The organism is Flavobacterium sp. (assembly GCF_046073885.1).
Classification (GTDB): Bacteria; Bacteroidota; Bacteroidia; order Flavobacteriales; family Flavobacteriaceae; genus Flavobacterium.
In genome coordinates this window covers 15,880-40,655 of record NZ_JBJTND010000028.1, presented here as the reverse complement: position 1 = coordinate 40,655, position 24,776 = coordinate 15,880, and the positions used below count along the sequence as shown (strand labels likewise).

The following is a 24,776-nucleotide window of genomic DNA, read 5'->3' as shown; positions in this document are numbered from 1 at the left end:
TGTGAAAACAATGGATACGCCATGGGAACTTCAGTTGAAAGAACAGCAAATCATACCGATATTTGGAAATTAGGTTTAGGCTATGAAATGCCATGTGGACCAGTTGACGGAATGAATCCTGTAAAAGTTGCTGAAGCTATGCAGGAAGCAATTGACAGAGCGCGTCGTGGTGACGGACCAACATTTTTAGAAATGAAAACATATCGTTATAGAGGTCACTCTATGTCGGATGCACAATTATATCGCACTAAAGAAGAAGTAGATGAGTATCGTAAAATTGACCCAATTACTCAAGTTTTAGATATCATCAAAGAAAAAAAATATGCTACCGATGCAGAAATTGAAGCGATTGATGAAAGAGTAAAAGATTTAGTTGACGAATGTGAAAAATTCGCTGAAGAATCTCCTTTCCCAGAAGCGCAACAATTGTATGATGTAGTTTACGAACAAGAAAATTATCCTTTCATTTCTCATAGATTATAATTATGGCTACAGTAATAACAATGCCTCGATTGAGCGACACCATGACTGAAGGGACTGTTGCTTCATGGCTAAAAAAAGTTGGAGATACTATTAAAGAAGGAGATATTTTAGCTGAAATCGAAACCGATAAAGCTACAATGGAATTCGAATCTTTTAATTCGGGTGTGCTTTTACACATCGGAATTGAGGCAGGTCAATCTGCCCCTGTAGATTCTTTATTAGCAATCATAGGAAAAGAAGGCGAAGATATTTCTAGTTTATTATCAGGCGCAGCTCCAGCTCCAGTTGCCGAAGCAGCTCCAGTTGAAGCAACTCCTACAACTTCTACTCCAGCAGCAATTCCTGCCGGAGTAAAAGTAATAACGATGCCACGTTTAAGTGACACCATGACTACAGGAACTGTTGCAACTTGGTTGAAAAAAGTTGGAGATAATGTAAAAGAAGGAGATATCCTTGCTGAAATCGAAACCGACAAAGCAACCATGGAATTCGAATCTTTTAATGCTGGAACTTTATTATATATCGGAATTCAAGAAGGCGAATCAGCACCAGTAGATAGCGTATTAGCAATTATTGGTCCTGCAGGAACTGACATTACAGGTGTTGCAGAGAATTTTGGTAAAACAGAAGCCCCTGTAGCAAAAACTGCTGAACCCGTTGCAGCTCCAGTTGCAGCAGCTGCTTCACACCAACCAGTAGCTAACACAACCGATCGTATTTTTGCATCTCCGTTAGCCAAACAAATTGCTAAAGATAAAGGTATCAACCTTTCACAAATAAAAGGTACAGGTGAAAATGGCCGTATCACTAAAAGTGATGTCGAAAATTTCAATGGCGCAGCTCCTGTTGCCGCAACAACTTCTCAACAAGCAGAACAAACCATTGCGGCTGCAAAACCGTTTGTACCAGCTGGAGAAGTAGTAACCGAAAAAATCAACAATTCGCAAATGCGAAAAATTATTGCTAAACGATTGGCAGAATCTTTATTCACGGCACCACACTACAATTTAACTATTGAAGTGAGCATGGATGAAGCGATGAAATCAAGAGCAATGATAAATGCTGTTCCTGACACCAAAGTATCATTTAACGATATGGTAATCAAAGCGTGTGCAATGGCATTAAAAAAACATCCAAAAATTAATTCCCAATGGAATGAGGATGCAATTACCATCAACCACCATGTGAATATTGGAGTTGCAGTAGCAGTTGAAGACGGATTGGTTGTTCCTGTTTTACGATTTACAGATGCAATGAGCTTGTCTCAAATAGGTGCTGGCGTTAGAGACTTAGCAGGAAGAGCAAAAACTAAAAAATTACTTCCAAACGAAATGGAAGGAAGCACATTTACTGTTTCAAACCTTGGAATGTTTGGAATTGTTGAATTCAATTCAATTATCAATCAACCAAACTCAGCAATACTTTCTGTAGGTGCAATCATTGAAAAACCAGTTGTGAAAAATGGTCAGATTGTAGTTGGAAATACCATGATGCTTTCATTAGCTTGTGACCACAGAACAATTGATGGTGCAACCGGAGCTCAATTCCTACAAACATTAAAAATGTTTATAGAAAATCCAGTGACTATGTTAGCTTAATTTATAGCTATTATATTATAAAAAAAAACCGCTCTTAATGAGCGGTTTTTTTATTTTGTCTTATTCTTTTCTTCAATCCACCTACTCATGTATTTGGTACTTAAATTTAGGTGATGGTTCAAAATTGTACCTATAAAGTTTGCTTTGCGATGTTGGTGTAGATTTTCAATAACCATTATCACTTGTTTCATTAAGTTGCTTTCAAATAAATTTTTATGGTAACGATTCTCTAATAAAGCATAACCATTCGCTTGACATGTTTCCCAAAGTTTTTCATCTCTATAAAGCTGAACAGCCGAAGTAACAAAATCATTAGCATCATCCGAAATAAAGCCATTCCATTCCATACCACCAGCCATAGCTTCAGCGCCAATAGAAGATGTAACACTTGGAGTTCCGCATTGCATAGCCTCCAAAAGTTTACCTTTTATTCCTGCACCAAATCGTAAAGGTGCCAACATTGCTTTGGCTTTTTTAATGACTTCAAAAGCATCTTCTGCCCTACCCAAAACCTCAAATTTCATTTTTGGATTGTGCAATTGCATTACTTTCGGGCTAGGATAAGCACCATATACCAACATTTTTGCTTCCGGCAATTGCTTGGTAAGCAATGGCCAAATCGTTTCTGATAAATAACGAACGCAATCTAAATTGGGTTCGTGCAGAAAGTTGCCAATGAAAATAAAATCTGCTCTATCTTCATACGAAGGATTATCGACGAGTTTTTCAGCAAAGATTGGCAAATAATAAAGTAATTCGTTTGCAATTTTAAATTGCGATTGAAGTAAATTCATTTCAAATTCGGATACCATCAAAGTTAAATCACATCGCAAAATACTCGCGATTTCTCTTTTAGCAACATCCGAATACAAGTCGTTTAATGTAAATTCACGCTTTTCTTTTACAGCCAATTGTCGTGCTAGCCGCAAACAATGTAAATCTTCGGTATCTAAAACCTTCAAGGCATTAGGGCAATTTTCGGCAACCCTCCAACCAAATTGTTCTTCTACCATAAATCGGTCAAATAAAACAATTTCCGGATTTAATTCAGATACAAATGAATCAAAAGAAGAGGCGTTCAACTCAATATTTTTTAAGGAAATTCCTCGCGAAACTAGATCTTCAGAAAATTCCAAATTTAGTGCTGTACTCGCAAAAGTGATTTGATAATTTGCAGCAGCAAACAAATCTATCAATTGCATCATACGACTTCCAGCAGCCGAAGATTTTGGCTCGGGCCAAACAAAACCTAGAATTAATAAAGTTTTAGAATTTACCATAATATCGAATTCAATTACAAAGAAAAGACTTAATTTTGCATATATCAAAAATCTATACAAATGTTAGGTCTTAAATTAGTAACCGACCCAAGATGGGTTACCGTAGTAGAATCAAATATTGAAGAAATTCTTACCGATCATGCTTGGTGCGAACAAAAAGCAGCTACTAATATCATTACAATAATTACCTATAATTCGGAGCATGAAGAACTTGTTACCGATTTATTAGAAATAGCCAAAGAAGAAATTGAACACTTTCAGTTGGTGCACAACATTATTAAAGAACGCGGACTAAAACTGGGAAGAGAGCGCAAAGACCATTATGTGAATGAGCTTTTTAAATTCATGAAAAAAGACGGCAGTAGAAACGATTCTTTTATTGATCGACTTTTGTTTTCTGCAATGATTGAGGCAAGAAGTTGCGAACGTTTTAAGGTTTTATCGCAAAATATTAAAGACCCAGAATTGGCTGAATTTTACAGAAAATTAATGATTAGTGAAGCAGGACATTACACCACCTTCCTAAAATTTGCCCGAAAATATACCGAAAAAGTAGATGTGGATAAACGCTGGAAAGAATGGTTGGAATTTGAAGGAGAATTAATCACCAACTACGGCAAATCAGAAACAGTACATGGATAATGAATAAAAAAAGGCAGTTTGAAACTGCCTTTTTTTATTTTGAATTATTGGTTGCTATGACAAATTTTAATTTGTTTTTGACCCCTATTTGAAGTACATCTACTAAGTCTTGAACCTGAAGATTAAATGGAATTCGAACTACAACCGTTTGGTCTTTGGCAGCACCCATTTTAGAAAACAATGTAGTCTCTAAATCAGCAAAAGGGATTTCTTCCTTATCCAAATAATATCGTTTATCTTCTGTGATAGACAAACTAATAAGCTGTTTGTTGGTCTTTTCACTTGTTTTAGATTTTGGCAAGGTCATTTTAATCACATTCGGATTTGCTAATGTTGAAATGATTAAGAAAAACAAAAGCAAAAAGAACATGATATCACTTAAGGACGAAGTCGCAACTTCGGCGTGAAATCGTTTATTTCGTTTTACCATTTGGACGCTGAATTATATTAACAAAATCTAATACTTGTTTTTGAATGCTTAAAGCAAAGCTGTCAATTTTTCCATTAAATAAATGGTACGCTGAATAAGCAATGATTCCCACAACTAATCCGGCACCAGAACTAATCATTTTCTCATACAATCCGCCGGAAATATTTCCAATACTAATGTCTTCCGTTTGTGAAATACTATAAAATATTTTGATAACCCCTGCAATAGTTCCAATAAAACCAAATGTTGGCGCAATACCGGCAATCAATCCTAATTGCCCTAATTTGCGTTCCATCCCTCCAATTTCAATATTAGCAGCGCGTTCCATATTCGATTCAATTTCTGAAATTGGTCTACCAATAGTTAAAATTCCTTCGCGTAGTACATATCCTGAAGCGGTACCACTTCTTTCGGCACTATTCACGGCACCATCTAAATTTCCGGCATTCAAATTCTCACGAATATCACGGATCAAAAACGGATCAATTACTGCACGCTTGTAGATATATAAATAACGCTCAATAATTAAATAAAAAGTATAAAATAATAAAAGGGCTATAGGAATAAGGAAAAATCCTCCTTTAAAGATAAATTCCAAAACCGTAATTTCATTCGTTTTTACGGCACCTTCTATAACGGCTCCGGTTGCTTTAGCGATTGTATCGTTTTGCACTTGTAGAAAAAAATTCATCATACTTTTTTATTTTTGATTTAGTTATTAAAAATAATCTCAAATTTGCACTAAAGATAATTTCTAATATAATAGTAAACTACAAATTTGGAAAAATATTTTGTATTAGATTTTTTTTATTCTAAAAATAAATGAATTACCAAGAAACAATCAACTGGCTTTTCAATCAATTACCTGTATATCAATTGCAAGGTGCTTCTGCCTATAAAGAAGATTTAACCAACACGCTAGGATTGGCAAAACATTTAAATCATCCCGAAAAAAAATTGCAATGCATTCATGTTGCAGGCACCAACGGAAAAGGATCTACCTCACACATGCTCGCTTCCATTTTGCAAGAATCAGGCTATAAAGTTGGCTTGTATACCTCCCCTCATCTTAAAGATTTTAGAGAGAGAATTAAAATCAACGGTGAAGAAATAACAGAAGAATTTGTTTGTGAATTTGTATCAAAAAACAAATCTTTTTTTGAAGAAAACCAACTTAGTTTTTTTGAAATGACAGTGGGTTTAGCATTTGACTATTTCCAAAAAGTGAAAACCGATATCAATATAATTGAAGTTGGAATGGGCGGAAGATTGGATGCGACCAATATTATCACCCCAATCGTTTCTGTAATTACCAATATTGCCAAAGACCACACCCAGTTTTTAGGCACTAGCTATTCCAGTATTGCCACAGAGAAGGCCGGAATAATAAAACCGAATGTTCCCGTTGTGATAGGAGAATATACTGAAGAAACTCAACCAGTTTTTTTAGATAAAGCGAAACAAACTAATTCAGAAATATATTTTGCATCCGATTTAATTTCTGAATCCTACCCTTCTGCTTTACTCGGTGATTATCAAATTGCAAATAAAAAAACGGTATTGCAAACCATTCGAGTTCTACAAGAGCAAGGAGTTTTTTCGATTTCGGAAGAAGAAATAAAAAACGGACTTCTAAATGTAATTCACAATACCGGACTACAAGGGAGATGGCAACAACTACAATCAGAGCCCAAGGTAATTTGTGATACGGCACATAATTCACATGGTTTACAAGTGGTATTGAACCAAATAAAAAAAGAAAAATACCTAAAACTACACATTGTTTTGGGCGTAGTAAACGATAAAGATTTGGACGAAATACTTCCTTTATTTCCTTTGGAAGCCGAATATTATTTTTGCAAGCCATCAATTTCACGTGGTTTAGACGCCACTATTTTACAAGAAAAAGCGGCCCAAAAAGCACTTCACGGAAAAGTATGTACTTCTGTTTCACATGCTTATCAAACTGCATTACATAATGCCCACAAAAACGACTTTATTTATATAGGAGGAAGCACTTTTGTGGTTGCAGAAGTTTTATAGAAAATGTTTGCTAGATTAAAAATAAGCCCTATATTTGCACCCTGATTAATGAGAAATCAAAAATCGGGCGATTAGCTCAGCTGGTTCAGAGCACCTCGTTTACACCGAGGGGGTCGGGGGTTCGAACCCCTCATCGCCCACAAAAAAAACTCCTACAGAAATGTTGGAGTTTTTTTTATTAATCTAATTTAATTTTATGATATTTTTTGTTTACATACTTTTCAGTGATACAAAAGATAAATTTTATATTGGATTTACTTCTAATATGGAAGAAAGAATAATACGCCATAATCAAAAAAGCAAAGGATTTACTGGAACTAACAATGATTGGAAAATCGTATACTCAGAAACCTTTATTGAAAAATCTGAAGCTATTGCTAGAGAAAAACAAATCAAGTCCTGGAAAAGCAAAATCAAAATTCAAGAACTCATAATAAATAAAGAATAATATCTTTTAATTTAGAGCATCCCGATGTAATCGGGAGGGTCGGGGGTTCGAACCCCTCATCGCCCACAAAAAAAGCCTTACATTAGTGAGGCTTTTTTTTATTATGATATTATAAAATTTTAGTTTTTAATAAACTTAGAATGCTTAATGCCATACTCACCTTCTATCGTCATAAAGTACACCCCGTTTGACAAAGCAGAAACATCAGTAGAAATTTGGCTTGAATTTACATCAAGGGATTTAACAACTTTTCCTGAAATATCAAAAAAATCAATTTTGAGTATCTGATTTGATGAACTTATAGTTAAATAATTAACAACTGGATTAGGATAAATTGTTACCCAAGAATTGGTACTGATTTCATCTGTTGCTAAAGCATTAGAACTTGCAATCCAACTAGAACCTAAATTATTATCCAAACTTGTACTTACTAATTGCAAGTAACTTCCATTTCCATCAGGAGCTGTTGGCCAAGGAGCAGAATCAAAATACTCCACATTATCAATTATATTTCCAAAGGCATCAGAGAGAACTAATTTTTGAGATTTATTTGAGAGATTCCTAGTAAACTGTCCGAATGGAGCAAAACCATTTTGAGTTTGAAAAACCGAACTATTTGATGCTAAAAATATACTAGAATTTCCTGAAATCGTAGAATTGAATGGAAATTGATAACTAATTCCAAGTTCTTTAAAATAGATGCCAGATAAATTAACTAAAGAAGAACCTGTATTCGAAATTTCAATAAATTCTTGATCAGCACTAATCGGAAAACTTGTTGTTGTTGACGGATTGTAATGTATTTTAGTAATTACAAGGGGTGGGACATAAACTCCAGTACAATTTGTAAAACTTCCCAAATGATTAGTCATCCAAGAAATTCTATTTGAAATAAATGATTTAATATTTATTATTTCTTGCGAAAGATTCGGAACAGTATTCCATTTTTGATTTTCACGAACAACAGCTTCGCTTATTAAAGCAACAGTAGCATCAATATACGCATTTATATAATTTATATTCATTGCCTGTCCCGGCTGAATTAACTCATTAAACCGTTTAGATAAATAACATTTATATTCGGAATTATCAAATAAATCTTTCCAAAACTTGGAACCTATATTATCACCATTGTCAAATTGCCAAGTATCAACTTTACTCCTATCATATCCCCAAAAAAACAAATCATTACCTAATGTTAAATTAAAATCCCAAACTGGTCCTGCTCTTAATTTCCCATTACGATCTTTATGAAAATAAGTACTAAATTGATACCCATCAACATTTGCAGCAAATTCATTAGAAAGCATAAAATCAATAAATGATGGAACATCTATAAACACGGGGTACCCGTTACTTAACGAGGTGTTATTAGAAGAAATTGCTGATTGAAAGTCATTAAAATGATTATAGATGTACGAATTTTGAACTAAATTCACTGCTAAAGGATCTGGAAGTTCATGAATATAGTCAACCATCACGCCCGTATATGAAGGTGTTGACCAAGCAATTGGGTCACCTCCTGTAGTTTTATCTGCCTTAGTAATATAACCTCCAGTTAAATTGTCACCCGCAATGTCTGTATTAGTAATCTTAACAATATTCACCCTATTTGAATCTGCTTTTACTTTTTCTTGAAATAAATACAAACCCATATATTCACCATTTATCATTACTTCACAATACTGAGTTCTTGAGGCATAATTCCCCATCTTTCTTGAAGTATTATATGCAAGATAATCGCGAATCAATGAGGGGTCAAAAGCAAGCCCGTTTAATATCCAATCATTTTCGGATGGCATCCCTAAAATACTCACATTATTATTACTAATATTATCAGCCATTAAAGTTGTGACTTTATAGGCTTTTTTAGGTGCTGCTTGAGAGGAAGACCCTCTAATTTGAATTCCAATACGACCATTATAATTCAATAATGAAGATGTACTTTGATCAGATACATAATTTCTTGTCCCATCATTGTGTTTGATAATTTTCATTGTTGCTAACACATCGGGACTATCTACAATCTCATAAGGCAAATTGGTTGAAGGATTAATATCAGTAGTAATAATAACTATTGGTAAGTTACTATCTGTAAATACCTGTGAAAAAGAAAAATTCACAAACAGCAAAAGGCATAATACTAAATTAATTTTATGAGCGTTCTTCATATTATCAGATTTAATTTTTGAAATTTATTTTCTTCAAAAATGGACTTTTCTAGATTATTTAAATTCAAGCAAAGTTATAGTATTTAATATCGAATATAACTAAAATTTATTTTTAATTATTTCAGTATTAATTTCTTAAACCCAATACTACAAATATTAATTGTATAAAAAAAAAGCCTCACATTAGTGAGGCTCTTTTATTGTTCTAAAAGTTAAATTTATTCGAGGTTTAGTGACTTTCTTTTGCGCTGGTATTTGATGTATCCAATGGTGTTGCAAAGCCCCTTGCATAATTAATAATGATCCCGAAGTCAATTCAAATTGATATTGCAATCCGGAAATCTCTTTGTGCTTAATATCAAATCTTCGGGTCGCACCAAAACTCACTGAAGCAATAGTTGGATTGATTCCCAATTCTTTCTCATCATCTGCATGCCAACCCATTTTATCATTTCCATCATTGTATAAATTCAACAAAACACTTGTAAATTTTTCTGAAGGAATTAATTTTTCAATTTCACTTTTAATGTAATTGAGTTCATCAGTCCATTTTTCTGGATGACAAATAATTCCAGAATAGGAATAATTCAAACCCTCCTCTCCATACCATGCTGTTTTTCTAGGTACAAGATGGGTTTTCCCGTACATTTTGATTTGTTCTTGTCTCCAATTGATGGTCTTTTGCAAAATCTCAAACAAGTTTTGTGCCTCAGAAGGATCGAAAAAGTTTTTCATGACTAATATTTCACCGTCTTCTAACGACAAAACTTCAAATTTTTTATCGTTTCTTTCTTGGCTAAATAAATCCATTTTGATTATTGATTTTGATACTTCAAAAACTGATTGACCACAATTTTAGCTTTTAAATCGTACAACAAATTATACAATCCAAAAAAGGTACGGTTCATATATATAAAATGTTTAGAACCTCTGTTTCCATTCATTTTTCTTAAAGTCGTGTCATTTGCAAAACGTTCCCCAAGTTTGGCGATATTTTCAAAAAATTCATCATCTGAAAAATCAAAATTTTCGGTTTGAAAAGGCTTGGTAAACAAAGACAACAAATCGTAAAACATCGAAGTGAAATAGTCAACCTCCTCGTTTGAATCATCAACTCTTAGAATTTCCAATTCATATAATTTATCAGAAAACAATTTTGGATTATTAATGATATTCTTGTCTATTAATTGAAAATACGGAATGTAGAAATCATTCGGAATTGCTTTCATACAACCAAAATCAAGTGCTATGAGCTGATTTTCTTCATTCACCATAAAATTTCCAGGATGCGGATCGGCATGTACTTTTCTCAAAATGTGAATTTGATACATGTAAAAATCCCACAAAGCTTGACCTATTTTATTACCGATTTCTTGGTCTTTATTTATTGCAGCAAATTCTGAAAGGTGAATTCCTGACATCCAATCCATGGTGATAATTTTCTCAGTAGAATATTCAGGATAATATTCAGGGAATACTAAATTTTCAATTTTATTACAAGCAGCAACTACCTCCTGGCTTTGTTTTAGTTCCAATAAATAATTGGTTTCCTCAATCAATTTATCTTCAACTTCCTTAAAATATTTATCAGAATCCTTACCCTGAAGATTGAACATTCGAATAGCGATGGGCTTTACCAAAGCCAAATCGGATGAAATACTGTTGGCAACACCGGGATACTGAATTTTAACAGCTAAATTTTTTCCATTTTTTACAGCTTTATGCACTTGTCCAATACTGGCTGCATTAACCGAATTGGGATTGAACTCATCAAAAATTTCATATGGTGATTTTCCCAAATTGGTTTTAAAAGTTTTCAAAACCAAAGGTGCGGAAAGCGGTGGTACCGAAAATTGAGAAAGTGAGAATTTTTCTACATACGCCTGCGGCAAAAAACTCTTATCCATACTCAACATCTGAGCCACTTTAAGAGCGCTTCCCTTCAAACTCTTCAAACCGTCATAAATATCTTCGGCATTACTTTCATTCAGCTTGTCTTTATTTAAATCGGAATTGACCAGCTTTTCGCCATAATATTTCAAATAATTTACGCCGACTTTAGCTCCAGTTTGGACCAACTTAGAGGCTCTTTGAATTTTGGAAGTCGGGATGTAGTCTATTGTTTTCATTATTTGGAATAAATTTTTTCTTTAAATAGGAATTTTCCAAAATCAAAAAGACTGTCTAATGGAAATGCGTTCATTAATTCGAACGCGGTATTAATTGATTTTTCAATATAAATATCCGTTTTTTCTAAGGCTGGTGAACTATCATCCAACCAAAATTTCATGGTTAATACCAATTGAACCCAAAAAGATTCTTGAATGGCTTTCTCTTGAATATTTTGAAGTTTCTCCTGTTTTACAATCATTTCCTCAGAAATAATTCCGGATACAAATTGAATATAATGCGTGCGCAAACTAGAAAGCTGCATCAAGCTTTTAAGATGGTTGCCGTGTTCTTTTAAAGCCAACAATACATAACTTCTATTGGCAGTTAACAATTCGAAAAAAGTAAAATTGAAACTTAACAACTTCCCTTTCATATCATACGATTCATAATTTTCGTCCTTTTGAATAAGTTGAAAGGTATTATCAAAAAAGATTTTGAAAATTTCTTTCTCAAGGCTTTCAATGGTTCCAAAGAAATTATAAAATTCTGTTTCTGAAATAGAATTTTGTTTCGAAAATTGATAAACAGATTTTGGCTTTTCATCATGTTCTAAAACATAATTCATATACATAGATACGATTGCATCTTTGGTTAGTGTTGCATTTTTTGTTGCCATATTTGATAAATTTTGTTGGTGTAAAGATAAATATTGTTTAACAATTTTGTACATTTGTTAAACAAAAATATTTGTTAATTTTTTATTTCCAAAAAAAGCACACCTAAATCATTAAAAATGAAGAAAGAAAGACCTGACAATGTAGTATATAATCACGAAACCGGTTACAATTCTAGTTTATTAAATTATCCTACAAATGTTGGAGCACCAGTAATTAAAATAGACAACATCGTTTCTTGGAAGAGCAGAAACATAAGTTCGGTAAATAAAGAGTTTGAAAATAAATTTTACGAACTCAGACAGGAATATGAAAAATTATTGAAAGAATTTGAAAACAATGAATTGGTTTACAATTCAAATTTTTCTTTTGAACCTGTAATTGGCGAAATCTATCACCTGTATCGGGGCGATGATGGTGAAAATTTCTTGTCTTTAATTTCTCCATTGGAATGGAATAAAGAACATATTGGAACATTCAAATTGAATAGTGACAAAAAATGGATTTCGATAGATAAAATTAAATAATCCAAAAAACATGGTAAAACATTTTACATCGGAAACCTTAATAGATTTAGAAAAACACGAAAGAGCGCATTTAATAAATAGTTTGGGCGGATTTAAAAGTCTGGCCCTTGTTGGCACTATCGATACAAATGGAAATACCAACTTGGCGGTGTTCAGTTCTATTTTTCATGTGGGTGCCAATCCGCCATTAATTGGTTTGATCTTTCGGCCTTCACCACCCGAAAGAAACACTTTTAGTAACATTATAGAAACCGGTTATTATACCTTAAACCATGTAAATGAATCCATTTACAAACAAGCCCATCAAACTTCGGCTCGATATGATAAAGAGGTATCCGAATTTGAAATTACGGGTTTAAATGAAGAATATAAAGACCATTTTTTGGCGCCCTACGTAGCACAAAGCAAAATTCAATTGGGAATTGAATTCAAAGAAAAAATTGACATTACAAGCAACAACACCACGCTTGTTATTGGAGAAATCAAACACATTTATGTGCCCCAAAATTGTATAGCAACAGACGGTTTTGTAGATATTGAAAAAGCAAATACTGTTACCTGTTCCGGACTTGACAGTTATCATAAAACAATAATATTGGATCGATTGAGCTATGCAAAACCCAATCTTGAAATAAAGTCAATACCAACAATTGAATAACAAAACAATAAATATTATTTGGTTTAAACGTGATCTTCGATTTGTAGATCATGAACCATTATATTTAGCACAGAAAGAAGACATTCCGATTTTATTATTGTATTTTTTTGAACCTTCAGTAATGTCTTATGATGATTCCGATGTGCGCCATTGGAGGTTTATTTATGAATCCATTCAAGAATTGCAAAATAAACTGAGTAAAATCCCAACTCAAATCTATTTTTTCCATAATGAAGTAGCTTCCGTTTTTGAAGCATTACAAAAAAAATACACCATTAAAACGGTATTTTCACATCAAGAAATTGGCAATCAAATTACTTTTAATAGGGATAAATCCATGCAGGTATTTTTTGACATTCATAACATTGAATGGAAGCAATCCCAAATGCACGGAGTTATTAGAAAACTCAAATCAAGATCCGACTGGGATAAAAAATGGGAACAAGAAATGCGCGCTACCCCAAAAATGGTAGACATAAATGCAATTCAATTTGAAAATTTAGAGCCTGCTTTTTATTTGAAATTAAAAGGAAAAGAACTTCCCAAAGAGATTATTACTAGAAATGAAAACTTTCAACAAGGTGGAGAATATTGGGCTTGGCGCTATTTGGATAGTTTCATTAAAGAGCGCCATAAAAATTACAGCAAACATATTTCTAAACCCAGCTTAAGCAGAAAAGGATGTAGCCGATTATCTCCCTACTTGACTTATGGGAACATCAGCATGAGAATGGTGTATCAATACACGCTTCAAAATTATGACAAGGCAACAAACAAAAGAGCTCTTTTAAATTTTGTTTCTCGATTGCATTGGCATTGCCATTTCATTCAAAAATTTGAAGACGAATGCCGCATGGAATTTGAAAATGTTAACTCCGCTTATGATCAATTAGTAAAACAAAAAAACGACACCTATATTAAAGCTTGGCAGGAAGGTAAAACTGGAATTCCAATAATTGACGCCTGCATGCGCTGCCTGGTTACTACAGGATATATTAATTTTAGAATGCGAGCCATGGTGGTTTCGTTTTTTACTTTCAATTTATGGCAAGATTGGCGGGAACTGCATTTTTTGGCGCGACAGTTTTTAGATTATGAACCCGGAATTCACTATCCCCAATTGCAAATGCAAGCGGGAACCACCGGCATCAATACAATTCGGATTTATAATCCAATTAAAAATTCGGAAGACCACGATCCAGAGGGAATATTTATAAAAAAATGGGTTCCCGAATTAGATCAAATTCCACCCAATTTAATTCATGAACCTTGGAAATTAAACCTCATTGAACAACAATTTTACAATTGTGAAATTGGAAAAGATTATCCGTTTCCTATTGTAGATATTGAAGAATCCCGGAAACGAGCCAGTGAAATAGTTTGGAGTTTTAGAAATAAAAGTGAAGTGAAGATTGAAGGAAAAAGAATTTTAAACAAACATGTGCAAAATCCAAATAAATTAAAAAATGCGCGGAGTAAAAAAACAGCATCTTCCAAGTAAAATTTGTGTCGTTTGCAACAAACCCTTTTCATGGAGAAAGAAATGGGAAAAAGTATGGGACGAAGTAAAATACTGTAGTGATAAATGCCGAAGCAATAAATAAAATGAATAAAACCTTACGATTAATTTTAGGCGATCAATTAAATAGCAATCATTCTTGGTTTTCTAAAACAGAAGATTCCGTTACTTATGTGATGATGGAAATTCGAACAGAAACCGATTATGTGCAACATCATGTTCAAAAAGTAGTTGGGATTTTTGCTGCCATGCGTTCTTTTGCTGCGGAATTAAAGTCAAATGGACACCAACTGATTTACCTTCAATTAAATGATGAAAACAACTTTCAATCAATTGAAAAAAACATACAAAACCTAATTGAAACCCATCACTTTACGCATTTTGAATACCAATTACCCGATGAATTTCGTGTAGACGAAACTCTAAAAGCACTTTGTCGTTCAATTTCTATAACAAGCACTGCCGTAGATTCTGAACATTTTTATACCACCCGAAATGAATTGGGCGATTTTTTTCAAGGCAAAAAAATGTTTCTAATGGAAAACTTTTATCGTGCCATGCGTAAGAAAAATGGGGTATTAATGGAGGGAGATCAGCCGCTCACAGGACAATGGAATTACGATAGTGACAATCGAAAAAAACTACCCAAAGACCACAAACCAACAAAACCATTGGTGTTTGACAACAACGTTTCAAACATTTTGGAAGAAATAAATAAAACCAACATTAAAACTATTGGAACTATTGATGCTAAAAATTTCGTTTGGCCAATAAATAGGGCGCAGTCGTTAGAATTATTAGATTTTTTTGCAACCAATTGCCTCCCTTTATTTGGAAGTTATCAAGATGCCATGATGCCAAATGAATGGTCTTTATATCATTCTCGAATTTCATTTTCCATGAACATCAAACTCATTTCTCCTAAAGAAGTAATCGATCGGGTAATTGAGGAATGGAAACGTAGGCCCGATGAAATTGAATTTCACCAATTGGAAGGTTTTGTTCGGCAGATAATTGGCTGGCGCGAATACATGCGCGGTATCTACTGGAACAAAATGCCCGATTATGCTGCTTTGAATTTCTTTAACAATCAGGCTGATTTACCATCTTGGTATTGGTCAGGGAAAACAAAAATGAATTGCCTAAAAGATGCCATAAATCAATCCTTAAACTATGGATATGCGCATCACATTCAGCGCCTAATGATCACAGGAAACTTTGCGCTTTTGGCCGGAGTGCACCCCGATGCAATCGATGCTTGGTATCTCGGAATATACTTGGATGCCTTTGAATGGGTAGAAATCACCAACACGCGTGGCATGAGTCAGTTTGCAGATGGAGGCATTGTTGGAACCAAACCTTATGTGAGTTCAGCAAGTTATATCGATAAAATGAGCCATTATTGCGGCAGTTGCTTTTACAAAAAAAATATAAAAACAGGTGATAAAGCCTGTCCGTTCAATAGTTTATATTGGAATTTTTATGATAAAAATGAAAGCAAACTTGCCTCTAATCCTCGCATTGGGATGATGTATAATGTATGGCGAAAAATGAAAAATGAAGACAAAACAGCTTTGCTTGAACAAGCCGATTATTATTTAAATAACATTAACGAATTATGACAATAAGTGTGGTTTGGTTTAAAACCGATTTGCGATTACACGACAACGAAACCTTAATTAAGGCCATTACAGAAAGTGATTTCATTATTCCAGTGTATTGTTTTGATGAGGGACAATTTGGCACCACCAAATTTGGTTTCCAAAAAACAGGTAGTTTTAGAGCGCAGTTTCTATTGGAATCCCTTGAGGATTTAGATCGGAATTTAAGAGCCCTAGGATCTAGTTTAGTCATTTTAATAGGAAAACCCGAAGAGGAAATTCCAAAATTAGTAAAGCAACATAAGGCAACTAAAGTGTTTGCTAAAAGAGAGGTTGCTTTTGAAGAACGAAACACCGAACAAAAAGTTCAGGAAGCACTGTTTAAAATAAAATGTGATTTCGAATCGTTCAGCACCAGCACCTTGTATCACGCTGAAGATTTACCTTTTTCTATTAAAAACATTCCCGATGTGTTTACCAATTTTAGAAAAAAAACTGAAAAAGAATCTGTTATTCGACCTGCTTTTAATGTGCCTCCGCAAATAAAATCTCCAATTATTGAAACTATGAATCTTCCTACATTGGAAGAATTGGGATTAACCCCTCAAGCTATTGATTCGCATGCAGTACTTCATTTTAAAGGCGGTGAAACAGAAGCAATTGCTAGACTGAATCATTATTTTTATGAAAGTAAATGCATTTCAGAATATAAAATAACCCGCAACGGGATGATCGGGGCAGATTATTCTTCAAAATTTTCGGCTTGGCTGGCCATGGGTTGTATTTCACCCCGATTTATCTATCAGGAATTAAAAAAATACGAGCACCAATTTGGAGCAAATGATTCTACTTATTGGTTGGTTTTTGAATTATTATGGCGTGATTATTTTCGATTTATGATGAAGAAACACAAAGTAAAATTATTCCAAAAAGCAGGTATCCAGAACAAAGAAAGTTCAGAAATCAACTCAAATACTAATCTACTTCAAAAATGGATAGAGGGTAAAACCGGAGTTGATTTTGTTGATGCCAACATGCTCGAATTGAAACATACCGGATTCATGAGCAATCGTGGTCGACAAAATGTAGCTAGTTATTTATGCAACGATTTGAAACTAGACTGGAGATTGGGCGCCGCTTATTTCGAGCAGCAATTAATTGATTACGATGTGTGCAGCAATTGGGGCAACTGGGCCTATCTGGCAGGCGTTGGCAATGACCCGCGAGGCAACCGTTATTTTAACATTGAAAAACAAGCCTCCGATTATGATAAAAATGGAGATTTTAGAAATTTATGGCTGCAAGGCAGATAAACTTAATTAAAATGCCTTCGAAACTTTATCTATGGCAGAAATCGTAAAGTCTAAATCTTCATAGGTAAGTGCATCCGTAATAAACCAAGTTTCATAGGCAGAAGGCGCAATGTATACTCCTTCTTTTAGCAAGCCGTGAAAAAACTTTTTGAAGGTTTCGTTGTCACCATTTTTTGCAGTTTGAAAATCTACCACTGGTTGCGCATCAAAATGCACCGAAATCATCGATCCTACTCTATTGATGGTATAAACAACTCCGTTTTGAGTAAGTACTTTATGTATTCCAGCCTCTAAGTAGGCCGTCTTTTTATCTAAATTATCAAATAATTGGGTATTTGTATTTATTTCCTGTAACATGGCCAATCCAGCGGCCATTGCCAACGGATTTCCCGATAAAGTTCCTGCTTGATAAACAGGTCCAACCGGAGCCAAATAATTCATGATTTCATTTCGTGCAGCAAAAGCACCAACAGGCAAACCACCACCAATTACTTTCCCAAAGCAAACAATATCTGCTTTGATATTATATAATTCTTGAACGCCCCCTTTTGCCAATCGGAAGCCAGTCATCACCTCATCAAAAATTAACAACGCTTCATTTTCAGTACATAGTTCACGTAAACCTTCTAAAAATCCCCCAAGAGGCGGCACGCAACCCATGTTTCCGGCAACGGGCTCCACAATTAAGGCTGCAATTTGATTTTTATTTGCTTCAAATAAATTCCGAACACTTTCCAAATCATTGTAATTTGCCAATAAGGTATCTTGTGCGGTACCTGGAGTAACTCCGGGACTATTTGGAGTTCCAAAAGTACTCGCTCCACTTCCGGCTTGAATTAAAAACGAATCGGAATGACCGTGGTAACAACCAGCAAATTTGATTATTTTGTTTTTATTTGTAAATCCGCGAGCCAGTCTAATGGCACTCATACATGCTTCGGTACCTGAATTTACAAATCGAATTTTATCAATATTTGGAACCATTGAAACGGCCAATTGCGCAATTTGAGTTTCTAACTCAGTAGGCATTCCAAAAGAAGTTCCGCTTTTTGCTCGCTCCGTAATAGCGTCAATAACGGGTGGATAGGCATGACCTAAAATCATAGGCCCCCACGAATTGATGTAGTCTATTAATTTATTCCCGTCTTCATCATATAAATAAGCACCCTGGGCTTTTTTTACAAAAATTGGGGTTCCTCCTACTCCTTTAAAGGCTCTCACCGGAGAATTTACTCCTCCTGGAATTACTTTTTCTGCATCGATAAATAACTGACTACTTCTTTGATATAACATAAAATGTATGCTGAACTATTATTTTACAATTAATTTTTGGCCTATAGCAATTCCGAAATCCGGAATATTATTTTTTCTTTTCAAATCTTCCACCGAAATATTGTATCGTTTTGAAATCGAATACAACGTATCTCCTTTAATCACTTCATGCAAATCCGAATTTGAATCGGTTGCAGGAGTATTTTTTTCCACCGAGCTGACTGCTGTTGGAATATACACTTTGCCTAATACTTCGGCATCGTATTTTTGCAATTGGTAGCGCTCTATCAATCCGATAAGTTTGGTTGGATAAGCAACATCGGTCGCGTAACCCGCGTCTTTCAAGCCTTTTGCCCATGCCTTGTAATCGTCTTTTTGTAATTTAAACAACCCAGAATACCGTTCCCGTGAAGTTAAAAATAGTGAATGATCACGATAGGATTCTTTTGGCTCCATGTATTTTCTAAAACACTCTTGCTCGGCGTCATCATCATAATTGATACTTGGTCCTGTCCATTCTTTGTGGCATTTTATTCCAAAATGATTATTGGCCTGAATACTCAAAGGTCCAGTACCCGCCCCCGACTCTAAAATCCCTTGACCAAGCGTGATACTTGCCGGAATTCCGTAGTCAATCATGTCTTGTTTGGCAATTTCTTTATATTTTTCAATGTATTCCAACACCATGGCCGTAGTAACTTTCACTCGAGTAGTTGCAGCAAGCACCTCAGTTGAATTGCTTGTGCTGATTGTGTTGGCCGGTGTGGGCTCAGTAGTATTACCCGTTTGCGTTTTAGTTACAGCAACAGGTTGCGTAGGCTTAACTACTGCTTTTGCTGGTGCTTTTTTACTCTTAGTATAGGCAATAACTGGGCGACTTGTGCCACAGGAAGTAGCAACAATTAAAGCAAAACCGAAAACTAATTTCTTAATCATCAAATTGTATAGTTTGTAAATTTTTGTTTTTCAATTGTAAATTCATTCCGGCCACTCCTTGTAATCCTCCAGTATGAATCAGGAGAATTTTAGACCCTGATGGAAAATATTTTTTTTGTATTAAATCTATAACGCCAAAAACCATCTTTCCGGTATAAATTGGATCTAAAGGAATTTTATTTTTTTGGTAAAACAAATTAATAAATTCGATCAAATCCTCTGTCACTTTTGCGTATCCGCCAAAATGATAATCAGTAATCAAACTAAAATTATCTTTTTTGGCAAAATTACGAATATCTTTTTGTAAAAAATCTCCTTTTAACGCCGGAAATCCCAAAATTTTTTGGCCTTCAAAACTGCTATTTATAACCCCCGAAATCGTGCCTCCTGTTCCTACCGCACAACATATATAATCATATTCTGAATCGGCAGAAGTCAAAATTTCTTCACATCCCGTTATCGCAAATTCATTGGTTCCTCCTTCGGGTACCAAATAAAAAGAACCGTATTTGTGATTTAATTTTGAAATAAACACATCACTTTCTTTTTGTCGGTATTCCTCCCGCGATACAAACTCAAATTTCATACCACAATCTTGGGCAAATTGCAATGTTGGATTTTCTTTGATTTTTGATTCTAATTCTTCCCCACGAATGACACCAATGGTTTGAAATCCGTTCTCTTTTCCTGCAAATGCTGTTGCCGCAATATGATTGGAAAAAGCTCCGCCAAAAGTAAGCAGCGTGTGATGATTTTCTTTTTTTGCTTGCAGCAAATTGTATTTTAACTTTCGGAATTTATTCCCAGAAACAAAAGGATGAATCAAATCTTCCCTTCGGATAGCTAATTTAACCGATGGGTTATTAATTTGTATTTCTTGAGTTAAAACTTCCAATTGAATTATTTTTTACAAAGTTACGAATCGGAAGCCCTAAATTTTAAAAATAAATGAAATTTAACTCCATCAAAATTATTAATTAGAAATGGTATTTAGTAGTTGTAAGTTGCTAAATTTGTAGCTATGAAAGAAGACAAAGAAGAAGTAAAACTTATTGAAGGTGAAGATTATTATCTTGCACCAGAAGGTTATAAAGTTTTTACCGAAAAATTCCACTTAAAAAGAGGCCATTGTTGCCGAAGTGGTTGTCGCCATTGTCCATATGGATTTGATAAAAAAACAGGAACTATAAAAAAATAGCTGATACAATGAATATGGAATTCCAATCAAAGAAGCTGGCAGGGATATTTCGGCTGATTTATATTTTTTTATTTCTTTTTTTGTTGCTAATGCCCGTACTAATGTTATTAGAAAAAAATGGATTCTATCCATTTCTAGTAATGGAAAGTATTTTTCTGATTATAATATTCATTTTAATTGTTTCTATTCTAAAATTAAAAATTAGAATTGAAGGGAATTTTCTTCTGATAAAAATAATTTTTACGATGTACAAAACCGACATCAATAAAATTTATAAAGTACGAAAAGGCGAAACAATGTGGAGCGGATTTAATAAATTTGGCACAACAACTAATGGATTAATTATTTTTACAAAACACTTAAACGACCTCTACATTACTCCTGATAATGAAGTATTATTCCTAAACGAGTTACAAAAAATCAACCCGAATATTATCATAGAAAATAAATAATATGACTTTTAAAGAAGAAATAGCACAAGGAATTCCATCGGCCTTACCGAATGTAAAACCCTACGAAGCAGCAATAAATCATGCCCCAAAACGAAAGGAGATTCTTTCTGCTGAAGAAAAAAAATTGGCTTTAAAAAATGCCTTACGCTATTTTGATGCCAAACACCATGCGGTGTTACTACCTGAATTTAAAGAAGAATTAGAAACGTACGGTAGAATTTACATGTACCGCTACCGTCCTGACTATAAAATATATGCCCGCCCTATCTCTGAATATCCTGGAAAAAGCGAGCAAGCAAAAGCCATTATGCTTATGATACAAAACAATTTGGATCATGCTGTGGCACAACACCCACACGAATTAATTACTTATGGTGGAAACGGTGCGGTGTTTCAAAACTGGGCGCAATACCGATTGACCATGCAGTATTTATCTGAAATGACCGACGAGCAAACTTTGGTGATGTACTCCGGGCATCCAATGGGTTTATTTCCTTCGCATAAAGAAGCACCAAGAGTGGTTGTAACCAACGGAATGGTAATTCCGAATTATTCTAAGCCCGACGATTGGGAAAAAATGAATGCCTTGGGTGTTTCTCAATACGGCCAAATGACTGCAGGAAGTTATATGTATATTGGACCGCAAGGAATTGTTCACGGAACTACTATTACTGTTTTAAACGGATTCAGAAAAATAAAAAAATCACCAAAAGGCGGATTATTTGTAACCTCGGGACTGGGCGGAATGTCGGGAGCACAACCCAAAGCAGGAAATATTGCGGGTTGCGTAACGGTTTGTGCCGAAGTAAATCCGAAAATTACCCACATTCGTCATTCGCAAGGATGGATCAATGAAGTAACCGATTCTATTGAGGAATTAGTCCCTCGAGTGAAAAAAGCATTACAAAACAACGAAGTAGTTTCTATTGCTTATTTAGGAAATGTGGTGGATGTTTGGGAGCTATTCGATCAAGAAAATCTACATATTGATTTGGGTTCAGATCAAACTTCATTACACAATCCGTGGGCTGGAGGGTATTATCCTATTGGTTATACTTTTGAGGAATCCAATGAATTAATGGCGAACAATCCCGATAAATTTAAAGAAGAAGTGCAAAAAACACTTCGTCGTCATGCTGCGGCTATTAACAAACACACCGCAAAAGGAACGTATTTCTTTGATTACGGAAATGCCTTTTTATTGGAAGCATCTCGAGCTGGCGCTGATGTATTTGCAGAAAACCACATCGATTTTAAATACAACAGTTATGTGCAAGACATTATGGGTCCCATGTGTTTTGACTATGGATTTGGCCCTTTTAGATGGGTTTGTGCTTCTGGAAATCCGGATGATTTAGCAAAAACCGATCAAATTGCGTGTGATGTATTGGAAAAAATGATGCAAAATTCACCCGAAGAAATCCAACAACAAATGGCCGACAACATCCAATGGATAAAAGGAGCTCAAGAAAATAAATTGGTGGTAGGGTCGCAAGCGCGTATTCTTTATGCTGATGCAGAAGGAAGAATGAAAATTGCTGAAGCTTTTAATCAAGCTATCGCTCGTGGAGAAATTGGTTATGTTATTTTAGGTCGCGATCACCACGACGTTTCCGGAACGGATTCACCTTATAGAGAAACATCCAATATTTATGATGGCTCTCGTTTCACAGCCGATATGGCAATACACAATGTTATTGGTGATAGCTTCCGTGGCGCAACTTGGGTTTCCATTCATAATGGTGGAGGCGTTGGCTGGGGCGAAGTAATTAATGGTGGTTTTGGAATGGTGCTTGACGGCAGCAAAGAAGCTTCTAAAAGATTGGAATCGATGCTTTTTTGGGATGTCAATAACGGAATTTCAAGAAGAAGTTGGGCGCGAAATGAAGGTGCTGTTTTTGCAATTAAGAGAGCTATGGAAGTGCAACCTTTGTTAAAAGTAACTCTTCCAAATTTGGTAGACGAAAATTTATTGTAACCTAATAAATATTCAATTCTAATAATCAGATTAATTAAAGATGCAATTAATCTGATTATTTTTTTTATATTGGTACTCGAAATCAAGTATTTATTTTCAATGTCTTTAAAATCATTACTTAATGCACCTGCATTAACTCATGAAAAATCTCTGAAAACTTTGGTGGAAAACCGAACCATTTTTTCTTTGAATAATTGTGAGTTGAATATTTTTGAAACCTATCAAGAATCGGCTTTGGTTCCTTTAAAGTTCAATGATTTGGTAGTTACAAGCATGTTGCGTGGTAAGAAAGTAATGCATCTTTTTGATGATCCTGGCTTTGATTATCTTCCTGGAGAAACGGTAGTTATTCCGTCCAATGTGGGAATGAAAATTGACTTTCCTGAAGCTACACTAGAAAATCCAACTCAATGTTTGGCATTGGCTATTGACCAAACTAAAATATCGGATACGCTGAATTTTTTGAATGAGCGGTATCCTAAAGAAGGAAATAATAATTTTTGGCAATTAAATTATCAGAATTATTTTTTCTACAACAATGTAGATTTGGCTACAACTATTAATAAATTGATTAAAGAGTGTATGAGCACTTCAATAACCAAAGACGCATTAGCGGATTTGACTTTGCAAGAATTACTCATCCGAATCATTCAAACACAAACGGCAAAACGATTTGAAGGTGATGCCCCAATTGAAATCAATAGTTCGCTTTCGGCATCCATTGATTTTATTAAAAAAAATATTCAGGAAAATATCAATTTGAAAGATTTAAGCGAGAAAGCGTGCATGAGTACGACCTCGTTTTATCGCTATTTTAAAAGAGAATTGGGTATGAGCCCAATTGAATACATCTTGAATGAAAAAATAAAACACGCAAAGAAACTGCTTAAAAACCCAAAGATTCATGTGAATGAAGTTTCTTATGCAACCGGATTTGAGGATTGTAATTACTTTATTCGTTTATTTAAAAAATACGAGGGAGTTACACCAAAGCAATACCAATTAATGAATGTTGGTCATTAATCGTAGGAATTTAAATTTACTTCTTCCAAATTACTTAATTCGTCTTCTGTAAATAATCGGTAATTAATTTTAAATGTTTTACCATAAGGGGTTTCCAAAGAAAATCCACCCGGACCAAACCCATCGGTTACATCCAAAGTAAAATGACTGAATTTCCAATATTCAAATAGATCTTTATCTACCCAAAAGTCAAAACTTAGAATTTGCCCAATACAAACATCATTGGTTCTCGGAAAAAATGCACCTTTTTCAAAACATTGAGGCTGGGTTCCTTCACAGCATCCACCTGCTTGATAAAACATTAAATCACCAAATTTACTCTCAAGCATCTCAATAACTTCCAATGCTTTTGGAGTTACTGCCAATCGTTTTATTTTTTCCATAATATATAATTATAAACCGCAAACTCATCAAATAT

At 34.5% G+C, this 24,776-nt stretch carries 26 protein-coding genes and 1 tRNA gene; 16 read left to right on the top strand and 11 right to left on the bottom strand.

Annotated elements, in window-relative coordinates:
• Together ACKOWY_RS04520 and ACKOWY_RS04515 are read left to right on the top strand one after the other, a co-directional pair.
• Positions 1-483 (top strand): thiamine pyrophosphate-dependent enzyme (locus ACKOWY_RS04520; protein WP_408940252.1); only part of this gene is annotated, 483 nt, incomplete at its 5' end.
• A 2-nt stretch (positions 484-485) separates the two neighbouring features.
• Positions 486-2,081: a 2-oxo acid dehydrogenase subunit E2 gene (locus ACKOWY_RS04515; RefSeq protein ID WP_408940251.1), complete on the top strand. Its 1,596-nt coding sequence runs from the start codon at positions 486-488 to the stop codon at positions 2,079-2,081.
• A gap of 50 nt (positions 2,082-2,131) precedes the next feature.
• Here ACKOWY_RS04515 and ACKOWY_RS04510 read toward each other — a convergent pair whose 3' ends face one another.
• Entirely contained in the window at positions 2,132-3,361 is a 1,230-nt protein-coding gene (locus tag ACKOWY_RS04510; protein ID WP_408940250.1) for a glycosyltransferase, read from the bottom strand.
• 60 nt (positions 3,362-3,421) lie between these two features.
• Between ACKOWY_RS04510 and ACKOWY_RS04505 the strand changes: the two genes are divergently transcribed.
• Complete coding sequence (locus ACKOWY_RS04505) at positions 3,422-4,003, top strand: tRNA-(ms[2]io[6]A)-hydroxylase (RefSeq protein ID WP_408940249.1); 582 nt, start codon at positions 3,422-3,424, stop codon at positions 4,001-4,003.
• A 34-nt stretch (positions 4,004-4,037) separates the two neighbouring features.
• Here the strand turns inward: ACKOWY_RS04505 and ACKOWY_RS04500 are convergent, their stop codons facing one another.
• Entirely contained in the window at positions 4,038-4,433 is a 396-nt protein-coding gene (locus ACKOWY_RS04500) for an ExbD/TolR family protein (RefSeq protein ID WP_408940248.1), read from the bottom strand.
• Positions 4,417-5,127: a MotA/TolQ/ExbB proton channel family protein gene (locus ACKOWY_RS04495; protein WP_408940247.1), complete on the bottom strand. Its 711-nt coding sequence runs from the start codon at positions 5,125-5,127 to the stop codon at positions 4,417-4,419. The genes ACKOWY_RS04500 and ACKOWY_RS04495 overlap by 17 nt, the downstream gene beginning before the upstream one ends.
• A 128-nt stretch (positions 5,128-5,255) precedes the next feature.
• Here ACKOWY_RS04495 and ACKOWY_RS04490 point away from each other — a divergent pair, with 128 nt between their 5' ends.
• The 3 genes from ACKOWY_RS04490 to ACKOWY_RS04480 all read left to right on the top strand — a co-directional run bounded on the left by ACKOWY_RS04490 (position 5,256) and on the right by ACKOWY_RS04480 (position 6,924).
• On the top strand, positions 5,256-6,476 hold the full coding sequence (locus ACKOWY_RS04490) for a bifunctional folylpolyglutamate synthase/dihydrofolate synthase (RefSeq protein ID WP_408940246.1): 1,221 nt from the start codon (positions 5,256-5,258) through the stop codon (positions 6,474-6,476).
• Positions 6,477-6,541: 65 nt separating this feature from the next.
• Positions 6,542-6,616 (top strand) — tRNA-Val (locus tag ACKOWY_RS04485).
• Between the two features lie 56 nt (positions 6,617-6,672).
• A complete protein-coding gene (locus ACKOWY_RS04480; protein WP_408940245.1) occupies positions 6,673-6,924 on the top strand; it encodes a GIY-YIG nuclease family protein in 252 nt (83 codons plus the stop codon).
• Positions 6,925-7,043: 119 nt separating this feature from the next.
• On the opposite strand, the gene ACKOWY_RS04475 is transcribed toward ACKOWY_RS04480, so the two are convergent.
• The 4 genes from ACKOWY_RS04475 to ACKOWY_RS04460 form a co-directional block, all read right to left on the bottom strand.
• The gene (locus ACKOWY_RS04475) at positions 7,044-9,095 is read right to left on the bottom strand and encodes a CotH kinase family protein (RefSeq protein WP_408940244.1); all 2,052 of its coding nucleotides are present in this window, start codon (positions 9,093-9,095) and stop codon (positions 7,044-7,046) included.
• Positions 9,096-9,278: 183 nt separating this feature from the next.
• Positions 9,279-9,905: an alpha-ketoglutarate-dependent dioxygenase AlkB family protein gene (locus tag ACKOWY_RS04470; protein ID WP_408940243.1), complete on the bottom strand. Its 627-nt coding sequence runs from the start codon at positions 9,903-9,905 to the stop codon at positions 9,279-9,281.
• 5 nt (positions 9,906-9,910) lie between these two features.
• Positions 9,911-11,224, bottom strand: a complete 1,314-nt coding sequence (locus ACKOWY_RS04465; RefSeq protein ID WP_408940242.1) for an ABC1 kinase family protein — start codon at positions 11,222-11,224, stop codon at positions 9,911-9,913.
• Positions 11,224-11,883, bottom strand: a complete 660-nt coding sequence (locus tag ACKOWY_RS04460) for a TetR family transcriptional regulator C-terminal domain-containing protein (protein WP_408940241.1) — start codon at positions 11,881-11,883, stop codon at positions 11,224-11,226. Before ACKOWY_RS04460 ends, ACKOWY_RS04465 begins: the two co-directional genes overlap by 1 nt.
• A gap of 117 nt (positions 11,884-12,000) precedes the next feature.
• Between ACKOWY_RS04460 and ACKOWY_RS04455 the strand changes: the two genes are divergently transcribed.
• Genes ACKOWY_RS04455 through ACKOWY_RS04430 form a run of 6 tightly spaced genes read left to right on the top strand, consistent with a single transcriptional unit; the run spans position 12,001 to position 17,499 of the window.
• Positions 12,001-12,408 (top strand): DUF2452 domain-containing protein, encoded by a 408-nt coding sequence (locus tag ACKOWY_RS04455; protein ID WP_408940240.1) that lies wholly within the window; start codon positions 12,001-12,003, stop codon positions 12,406-12,408.
• A gap of 10 nt (positions 12,409-12,418) precedes the next feature.
• The gene (locus ACKOWY_RS04450; protein ID WP_408940239.1) at positions 12,419-13,066 is read left to right on the top strand and encodes a flavin reductase family protein; all 648 of its coding nucleotides are present in this window, start codon (positions 12,419-12,421) and stop codon (positions 13,064-13,066) included.
• Positions 13,059-14,567 carry a deoxyribodipyrimidine photo-lyase/cryptochrome family protein gene (locus tag ACKOWY_RS04445; RefSeq protein WP_408940238.1) on the top strand — a complete coding sequence of 503 codons (1,509 nt, stop codon included), beginning with the start codon at positions 13,059-13,061 and terminating at the stop codon, positions 14,565-14,567. The genes ACKOWY_RS04450 and ACKOWY_RS04445 overlap by 8 nt, the downstream gene beginning before the upstream one ends.
• The gene (locus ACKOWY_RS04440) at positions 14,533-14,670 is read left to right on the top strand and encodes a DUF2256 domain-containing protein (RefSeq protein ID WP_408940237.1); all 138 of its coding nucleotides are present in this window, start codon (positions 14,533-14,535) and stop codon (positions 14,668-14,670) included. Before ACKOWY_RS04445 ends, ACKOWY_RS04440 begins: the two co-directional genes overlap by 35 nt.
• 1 nt (position 14,671) lies before the next feature.
• Complete coding sequence (locus tag ACKOWY_RS04435) at positions 14,672-16,207, top strand: cryptochrome/photolyase family protein (protein WP_408940236.1); 1,536 nt, start codon at positions 14,672-14,674, stop codon at positions 16,205-16,207.
• Positions 16,204-17,499 (top strand): DASH family cryptochrome, encoded by a 1,296-nt coding sequence (locus tag ACKOWY_RS04430; protein ID WP_408940235.1) that lies wholly within the window; start codon positions 16,204-16,206, stop codon positions 17,497-17,499. Before ACKOWY_RS04435 ends, ACKOWY_RS04430 begins: the two co-directional genes overlap by 4 nt.
• Before the next feature lie 6 nt (positions 17,500-17,505).
• Here the strand turns inward: ACKOWY_RS04430 and hemL are convergent, their stop codons facing one another.
• The 3 genes from hemL to ACKOWY_RS04415 are packed head-to-tail and all read right to left on the bottom strand — an operon-like array spanning position 17,506 to position 20,611.
• Positions 17,506-18,792, bottom strand: a complete 1,287-nt coding sequence (gene hemL, locus ACKOWY_RS04425) for a glutamate-1-semialdehyde 2,1-aminomutase (RefSeq protein ID WP_408940234.1) — start codon at positions 18,790-18,792, stop codon at positions 17,506-17,508.
• A gap of 18 nt (positions 18,793-18,810) precedes the next feature.
• Entirely contained in the window at positions 18,811-19,707 is an 897-nt protein-coding gene (locus tag ACKOWY_RS04420) for a glucosaminidase domain-containing protein (protein ID WP_408940233.1), read from the bottom strand.
• Positions 19,700-20,611 carry a 1-aminocyclopropane-1-carboxylate deaminase/D-cysteine desulfhydrase gene (locus ACKOWY_RS04415; protein ID WP_408940254.1) on the bottom strand — a complete coding sequence of 304 codons (912 nt, stop codon included), beginning with the start codon at positions 20,609-20,611 and terminating at the stop codon, positions 19,700-19,702. Before ACKOWY_RS04415 ends, ACKOWY_RS04420 begins: the two co-directional genes overlap by 8 nt.
• A gap of 117 nt (positions 20,612-20,728) precedes the next feature.
• On the opposite strand from ACKOWY_RS04415, the gene ACKOWY_RS04410 reads away from it, so the two are divergent.
• The 4 genes from ACKOWY_RS04410 to ACKOWY_RS04395 all read left to right on the top strand — a co-directional run bounded on the left by ACKOWY_RS04410 (position 20,729) and on the right by ACKOWY_RS04395 (position 24,358).
• Positions 20,729-20,905 carry a DUF5522 domain-containing protein gene (locus tag ACKOWY_RS04410; RefSeq protein ID WP_408940232.1) on the top strand — a complete coding sequence of 59 codons (177 nt, stop codon included), beginning with the start codon at positions 20,729-20,731 and terminating at the stop codon, positions 20,903-20,905.
• An 8-nt stretch (positions 20,906-20,913) separates the two neighbouring features.
• On the top strand, positions 20,914-21,357 hold the full coding sequence (locus ACKOWY_RS04405; protein ID WP_408940231.1) for a PH domain-containing protein: 444 nt from the start codon (positions 20,914-20,916) through the stop codon (positions 21,355-21,357).
• Between the two features lies 1 nt (position 21,358).
• Positions 21,359-23,335, top strand: coding sequence for a urocanate hydratase (locus tag ACKOWY_RS04400; RefSeq protein WP_408940230.1), 1,977 nt, complete (start codon positions 21,359-21,361; stop codon positions 23,333-23,335).
• A gap of 99 nt (positions 23,336-23,434) precedes the next feature.
• Positions 23,435-24,358, top strand: a complete 924-nt coding sequence (locus tag ACKOWY_RS04395) for an AraC family transcriptional regulator N-terminal domain-containing protein (protein WP_408940229.1) — start codon at positions 23,435-23,437, stop codon at positions 24,356-24,358.
• On the opposite strand, the gene ACKOWY_RS04390 is transcribed toward ACKOWY_RS04395, so the two are convergent.
• The gene (locus ACKOWY_RS04390) at positions 24,355-24,741 is read right to left on the bottom strand and encodes a DUF779 domain-containing protein (RefSeq protein ID WP_408940228.1); all 387 of its coding nucleotides are present in this window, start codon (positions 24,739-24,741) and stop codon (positions 24,355-24,357) included. The two genes, ACKOWY_RS04395 and ACKOWY_RS04390, sit on opposite strands and share 4 nt — an antisense overlap.
• Between the last annotated feature and the right edge of the window lie 35 nt (positions 24,742-24,776).

Bases quoted from the DNA above. Each gene is read 5' to 3' on its own strand.
- ACKOWY_RS04510 (WP_408940250.1), bottom strand. From the start codon at position 3,361: ATGGTAAATTCTAAAACTTTATTAATTCTAGGTTTTGTTTGGCCCGAG.
- ACKOWY_RS04400 (WP_408940230.1), top strand. From the start codon at position 21,359: ATGACTTTTAAAGAAGAAATAGCACAAGGAATTCCATCGGCCTTACCG.
- ACKOWY_RS04500 (WP_408940248.1), bottom strand. From the start codon at position 4,433: ATGGTAAAACGAAATAAACGATTTCACGCCGAAGTTGCGACTTCGTCC.
- ACKOWY_RS04475 (WP_408940244.1), bottom strand. From the start codon at position 9,095: ATGAAGAACGCTCATAAAATTAATTTAGTATTATGCCTTTTGCTGTTT.
- ACKOWY_RS04405 (WP_408940231.1), top strand. From the start codon at position 20,914: ATGAATATGGAATTCCAATCAAAGAAGCTGGCAGGGATATTTCGGCTG.
- ACKOWY_RS04435 (WP_408940236.1), top strand. From the start codon at position 14,672: ATGAATAAAACCTTACGATTAATTTTAGGCGATCAATTAAATAGCAAT.
- ACKOWY_RS04515 (WP_408940251.1), top strand. From the start codon at position 486: ATGGCTACAGTAATAACAATGCCTCGATTGAGCGACACCATGACTGAA.
- ACKOWY_RS04390 (WP_408940228.1), bottom strand. From the start codon at position 24,741: ATGGAAAAAATAAAACGATTGGCAGTAACTCCAAAAGCATTGGAAGTT.
- hemL (WP_408940234.1), bottom strand. From the start codon at position 18,792: ATGTTATATCAAAGAAGTAGTCAGTTATTTATCGATGCAGAAAAAGTA.
- ACKOWY_RS04490 (WP_408940246.1), top strand. From the start codon at position 5,256: ATGAATTACCAAGAAACAATCAACTGGCTTTTCAATCAATTACCTGTA.
- ACKOWY_RS04455 (WP_408940240.1), top strand. From the start codon at position 12,001: ATGAAGAAAGAAAGACCTGACAATGTAGTATATAATCACGAAACCGGT.
- ACKOWY_RS04430 (WP_408940235.1), top strand. From the start codon at position 16,204: ATGACAATAAGTGTGGTTTGGTTTAAAACCGATTTGCGATTACACGAC.
- ACKOWY_RS04450 (WP_408940239.1), top strand. From the start codon at position 12,419: ATGGTAAAACATTTTACATCGGAAACCTTAATAGATTTAGAAAAACAC.
- ACKOWY_RS04470 (WP_408940243.1), bottom strand. From the start codon at position 9,905: ATGGATTTATTTAGCCAAGAAAGAAACGATAAAAAATTTGAAGTTTTG.
- ACKOWY_RS04440 (WP_408940237.1), top strand. From the start codon at position 14,533: ATGCGCGGAGTAAAAAAACAGCATCTTCCAAGTAAAATTTGTGTCGTT.
- ACKOWY_RS04410 (WP_408940232.1), top strand. From the start codon at position 20,729: ATGAAAGAAGACAAAGAAGAAGTAAAACTTATTGAAGGTGAAGATTAT.
- ACKOWY_RS04395 (WP_408940229.1), top strand. From the start codon at position 23,435: ATGTCTTTAAAATCATTACTTAATGCACCTGCATTAACTCATGAAAAA.
- ACKOWY_RS04505 (WP_408940249.1), top strand. From the start codon at position 3,422: ATGTTAGGTCTTAAATTAGTAACCGACCCAAGATGGGTTACCGTAGTA.
- ACKOWY_RS04465 (WP_408940242.1), bottom strand. From the start codon at position 11,224: ATGAAAACAATAGACTACATCCCGACTTCCAAAATTCAAAGAGCCTCT.
- ACKOWY_RS04420 (WP_408940233.1), bottom strand. From the start codon at position 19,707: ATGATTAAGAAATTAGTTTTCGGTTTTGCTTTAATTGTTGCTACTTCC.
- ACKOWY_RS04460 (WP_408940241.1), bottom strand. From the start codon at position 11,883: ATGGCAACAAAAAATGCAACACTAACCAAAGATGCAATCGTATCTATG.
- ACKOWY_RS04480 (WP_408940245.1), top strand. From the start codon at position 6,673: ATGATATTTTTTGTTTACATACTTTTCAGTGATACAAAAGATAAATTT.
- ACKOWY_RS04495 (WP_408940247.1), bottom strand. From the start codon at position 5,127: ATGATGAATTTTTTTCTACAAGTGCAAAACGATACAATCGCTAAAGCA.